Source organism: Roseateles sp. P5_E11, from assembly GCF_054049355.1.
The window spans coordinates 1-5548 of sequence record NZ_JBFUMO010000392.1; the positions used below are offsets into that span (position 1 = coordinate 1).

General features: G+C 68.3%; 4 protein-coding genes. All 4 read right to left on the bottom strand.

The window, feature by feature from the left end:
- On the bottom strand, positions 1-426 hold a 426-nt coding region (locus ACXJKR_RS22750), incomplete at its 3' end, for a 2Fe-2S iron-sulfur cluster-binding protein (RefSeq protein ID WP_457324739.1).
- A 90-nt stretch (positions 427-516) separates the two neighbouring features.
- A complete protein-coding gene (locus ACXJKR_RS22755) occupies positions 517-2277 on the bottom strand; it encodes a gamma-glutamyltransferase family protein (RefSeq protein WP_457324740.1) in 1761 nt (586 codons plus the stop codon).
- Between the two features lie 27 nt (positions 2278-2304).
- Complete coding sequence (locus ACXJKR_RS22760; protein WP_457324741.1) at positions 2305-3681, bottom strand: DUF1501 domain-containing protein; 1377 nt, start codon at positions 3679-3681, stop codon at positions 2305-2307.
- Between the two features lie 10 nt (positions 3682-3691).
- Positions 3692-5416, bottom strand: a complete 1725-nt coding sequence (locus tag ACXJKR_RS22765; protein WP_457324742.1) for a DUF1800 domain-containing protein — start codon at positions 5414-5416, stop codon at positions 3692-3694.
- Between the last annotated feature and the right edge of the window lie 132 nt (positions 5417-5548).

Here is a 5548-nt window from a genome sequence, read left to right on the forward strand (position 1 = left end):
GCAGTAGCCGCACTGGTAGCCATCATGCGCGACGATGGCGGCCTGCAGCGGATGCAGCTGCTGCGGCGTGCCCAGGCCCTCGATGGTGGTGACCTTGGCGCCCGGCGCCATGACGGCCAGCATCAGGCAGCTGTTGATGCGCCGGCCGTCCAGCAGCACCGTGCAGGCGCCGCACTGGCCGTGGTCGCAGCCCTTTTTGGTGCCAGTCAGGTGGAGGTGCTCGCGCAGCAGGTCGAGCAGCGTTGTGCGCGTGTCGACATCGACGCTGTGGGACTGGCCGTTGACCTCCAGGGTCACGCGTCCCGTCGTTCCATTGGACATGGCCGGCTCCCTTTCAGCGGCCTCAACGGCTGAGGCGGCTGCCGTGCCGGCGCCCGCAATCAAGACGTCCCGGCGTGAAAGACAACATCCTTGCACTTCGTCCATCGCTGACCCCGCGGCTCACAACCTAACCAGCCTAGTGGGCGGCTGGCGGGCAGCGGTGTCAGACAAGATGCCGCGCGGCGGCAGGACGACTTACTCGCCACGGACGACGCCCTCGCGGCGCGGGTCGGCGCCGCCGACCCAACCTTCCTTGACCCGCACCAGCACCTGCAGGCCGCTGGTCAGGTCGGTCTCGACTACTTGCTGGCCACGACCGCGCAGGTCGGCCAGTTGCTCGGTCGTCAGCGCGCCACGCTCGACGATGAGCTGGCCCGAGTTGAAATGGCCGAAGTTGGGCAGGTCCACCGCCTGCTGGGGCGGTAGGCCCCAGGCCAGGGCGCCGGTGATGGCCTTGGCGACGTAATGAATGATGACCGGCCCACCGGGTGAGCCGGCCACCATGACGAGCTTGCCGTCGCGGTCGAAGACCAATGTCGGCGCCATGCTGGAACGCGGTCGCTTGCCGGCCTCGACACGGTTGGCCACCGGCTTGCCGTCGGCACCGACCGGGTTCAGCGAGAAGTCCGTCAGCGTGTTGTTCAACATGAAGCCGCCGGCCAGGCCCGTGCCACCGTCGCTCATGACGCGGCTGCCGAAGGCGGATTCGACGCTGGTCGTCATCGCCACCGCATGGCCTTCGGCATCGACGACGCTGACTTGGCTGGTGCCGGCCTCGAGTTGCTCGGCCTGGGGCGCAAGGGCCTGCTTGATGGCCGCGGGTTGGCCCGCCGTGGCCACGCCCATGGCCTTGGGGCCGATCAGCGCACCGCGCTGCTTCAGATATACCGGCGCAAGCAGGTTCTGCCAGTCACCGCCCGGCGCGGCGACATAGGCCGGATCGCCGATGAACTGGGCACGGTCGGCAAAGGCCAGCTTGGCGGATTCGGCGTAGGCATGCATCCAGTCCGCCGTGATGCCTTGGGCCGCCACTGCCGCATGTTGGGTGTCAAGGAGGCCGAGGATTTGCATCAGCGTCAGATGGCCCGAGGTGGGCGGGCCGAAGCCGCAGATGCGGTAGACGCGCCAGTCATTGCACAGCGGCGGGCGGGCCAAGGCCTTGTAGCTCGCCAGGTCGGCCGCGCTCAGCAGGCCCGGGCGGGCATGGCCTTTCACGCGGCGCACGATGTCCTCGGCGACGGCGCCCTCGTAGAAGGCCTTGGGGCCTTTGATGGCAATGCCGCGCAGCACGGCGGCATAGGCGGGGTTCTTCAGCACGGTGCCGACCGGCTTGGGAGCGCCGGTCGCATCGAAAAAGTACGACCCGGCCTGCGGATCGTTTCGCAACTGCGCCTCGGCCGAGGCCAGCTCGAACAACCGCGGACTGATCGCAAAGCCCCGCTCGGCCAGGCGGATGGCCGGCTCGAACAGCCTGGCCCAGGGCAGCTGGCCGTGCTGGCGGTGCGCCTCGGCCAGCATGGCCAGCACGCCCGGCACGCCGGTAGACAGGCCGCTCATGATGGCCTCGCGCATCGGCAGGGGCTTGCCGTCGGCCTTCAAGAAGAGCTCGGGCGTGGCTGCGGCCGGCGCTGCCTCGCGGCCGTCCAGGGTCTGCACCTGGCGGCCGTCCCAATGCATCAGGAAGGCGCCGCCCGCAATGCCGCTGGACTGCGGCTCGACCAGGCCGAGCACGGCCTGCACGGCAACGGTCGCGTCGACGGCCGAGCCCCCGGCCTTCAGCATCTCGATGCCCGCATCCACGGCCAGCGGGTTGGCCGCCGTCACCGCAAAGCGCTTGGCCGGCGCTGTCAGGCCGCCTTGCTTGGCGGTGCGGCTGGTGGCGGCCTCGGGTTGGTCGAGGGCATGGGCCGGGGCCAGCAGGCTGGCCAGGAGAAGAGGCGTCAGGAGGCGGAGCATGGGGCCATCTTAGGCATGCCCCCGAACTCAGAAATAAGCCATATCCCGCTGGCTGTAGTTGACGATCTGCGGCAGCACGCGAGGCAGGTCGGCAGTGCCGACGCCCATCCAGGTGGCCAGCGTCGCGCCGAGCTGATCCACACCGGTGGTCGGCAGCAGACGGCCCTGGCCGACGTCGTCGGGGCCATTGATGCTGACCGAGGGCAGCGTGCCCCAGTATTTGCCGCCCTGCACCGCCCCGCCGAGCACGAAATGGTGGCTGCCCCAGCCGTGATCCGAGCCGTCGCCGTTGCTGGTCAGTGAGCGGCCGAAGTCGCTGGCTGTGAAGGTGGTGACCTGGTTGGCCACGCCCAGTTCGACCGTGGTCGCGTAGAAGCTGGCCAGCGCGTCGTTGACAGCGGTCAGCAGCCCCGGGTGCTCGTCGAGCAGGAAATCGTGGGTGTCGAAGCCGCCGAGGGAAACAAAGAACACCTGGCGCGTCGCACCCAGGGCCTGGCGTGCACCGATGAGCCGGGCCACCATCAGCAGCTGGTTGGACAGGCTGCTGGCCGCATCGAAAGGCGTCTGCAGCGCTGGCACGCCGGCCAGGCCGGCAGTGACGACGCCCTGGGCGCTGACGGAACGCGCGACGACCTTGTTCAGCTCGGCCTCCATCCAGTGCGTGCGGTCGGCCGTGATGAGGCCGCGCAACGCATCGGCGCAGGCCTGGGAGCCGTACAGCGGCTTCAAAATGCCGTTGATGGGCACGGCGCCGCTGGTGGACACCTGGTATTGCACGGCCTGCTTGCCGGACATGAAGACGGCATTGCCCGCGGCATTGATGCAGGTGAAAGTGGCCGCGCCGTTGCCGCCCAGAAAGAGGTCGCCCATGCGGCCGCCCCAGCCCGAGGTGGCGCCCTCGGGCGAGCTGCTCTGCCAGACGGACTGCTGGTCGTTGTGCGAAAACAGCTTGGGCGGTAGTGGCACGCTTTTGGCGTTGTACTGGGCCAGCGTGGTCGGCTGGATCAGCGTGCCGACATTGAGCTGGATGCCTAGCCGGCCGCTGTCCCACAGGCCCTTGAGCTYGCCGAGCTGGGGCGCCAGGGCCATCTGACGGCCGCCGACGTTCAGTGCAAGGGCCGTCGCGGCCAGTTGCTCGCGCGGCGTGGCCAGAGTCTGGCGGATGCCGGCATAGGCGTTGTAGCTGGCCTGGTCGTACGGGACCAGGGTGTTGCCGTGGTCGTTGCCGCCATACAGGAAAACGCAGACCAGGGCCTTGTAGTCGCCAGGCGCTGTGGCCGCGGCGGCTTCGCCCAGTGCGGCGAGGTTCAGCGCCCAGGGCGCGGCGCTGCCCGCGATGCCCAGGGCGCCGGCGCGGCGCAGGAACTCGCGGCGCTGCAGTTCGGGGAGTCGGTTGAGCTTCATGGACGGCCCCTCACTTCTGGATTTGATATTCGGGACAGGCCATCAGCATCAGGATGGCGGCCTGCACGCGGTTGGCCTTGCCGGTGTCGCTGGCGGCGGAGATGGTCGCGATCGCCGTGCTGACCGTGGCTTGCGTAGTGGCTGAGATGCCACCACCGCCCAGGCGGACTGCCAGGCTCGCGACCAGACCCGGCGCATCGCCCGCCAATGCGAGCTCGGCCGTGTAGCTGGGCTTCACATCGTTGATGCCGTCGGCAATGGCCTTCTGCATGTAGTTGATGTAGCCGGCCACCGTGCTCTCGTTGCAGAGCTGGAACTCGGGCGCCGTGACGTCGTTCGTACCCAGCTGCGAGTTGGGCGGCACATAGCCGGGGCGGAAGAAGTTGAAGACCGAAGGACTGCGCAGCGGGCTCTGGCCCAGGCGCGTGCCCGAGTCGCTCGTGTTGCCGATGTTCCAGAGGCCATTGGGTGAGGTGACGCCGAAGCTGCGCCCCCACTGGATGAAGCGCTGCAGCGGTTCGCGCAGCTTGCCCGCGCCGGGGTCTGCGGAAATGGTGCGCGCTTCGGTGTCCAGCAGGATGGCCTTGATAGCGGCTTTGAGGTCGCCACGCACGCCGGCGCCGTTATCGGCCCAGACGGCGGCGACGCGGCCGACATAGGCGGGGCTGGGGTCGGAGGCCACCAGGCGCTGGATCAGTTGCCGGYCGATGAAGGGGCCGACGTTGGCATGGGCAGCCAGTGTGTCCAGCGCGATCTTCAATGCGGCCGGGCCGTCGGCCGAGGCCGGGATGTCGACGTCCAGCACCTTCTTGGCCCCGGTCGAGAAGCGCGAGGCGATGTTGACCATGGGCTTTTTCATGAAAGCCGGGTCGCTGCCGCTGTAGCTGTCGAAGTCCCAGCCGGTGAAGACACGCGCCAGGTCGGTGATATTGGTCTGGCTATAGGTTTCGATGGGCTTGCCGCTGCCGTCGAGCTTGAGCGTGCCGTCGGCATTGAGCTGGTAGAGGCCGATGCTGAACAGCTGCATGACCTCGCGGGCGTAGTTCTCGTCGGGGACGCGGCCAGTGTTGGTGTCTTCCTTGAGGTTGCCGCGCGTGGCGAGATACACGCCCATGCCATTGGACAGCGTCACCGCGTTCAGCAGATCGCGGTAGCTGCCAAAGCAGCGCTGCTCCAGCATGTCCACATAGCAGGCGATGGCGAAGCCCCGCCAGGGCATGGGCAGGCCGCTCATGGAGATGACGAAGATCTCGCTCAGGGCCAGCACAACGCGCTGGCGCAGCGAATCGGGCGCGGACAGCAGCTTGCGCCACAGCGTGTTGTCGGCGCCGCCGAAGTCATTGCGGTGGTCAACGATGGCATAGCCATTGGCCACCATCCAGTCGAAATGGCCATCGCTGACCGGCAGCGCGAACTGCGCGTCCAGCCAGGCGGCGTAGCCATTGGCCTTGACGGTGGCGATGTCGGCTGCGCTCGCGGCAAAGCCGGCCTGGGCCAGGAAACGCGCGGCTTCGGCGTCGGTGATGCCGGGTGGCGGCGGGGGTGGGGGTGGAGGTGGCGGCGGWGGCGGTGGTGACGGCGATGGGGTCGGCGCATCGCCTCCCCCTCCTCCACCGCAGGCAGCCAGCAAAGCCGCTGCCGTAGCGGCGGCCGCGATGCCGCCGGGGTTCAGGTCTGCACTTGTCTCGAGTGCGGGGGCGATGGTCTCGACTTCAGGCGTCGGTGGTGCGCGCATGGTGGCCTCGCTGTTGTTCGAAGAATGCTCCGCCCAACGCAAACGGGCCAGCTTGCGCCGACCCGTCCTGGCCCATGAACTGGGGATGCGAGGCTTGATTTACCTCAGAGCAACGGAACCCCTGTCTTGCTT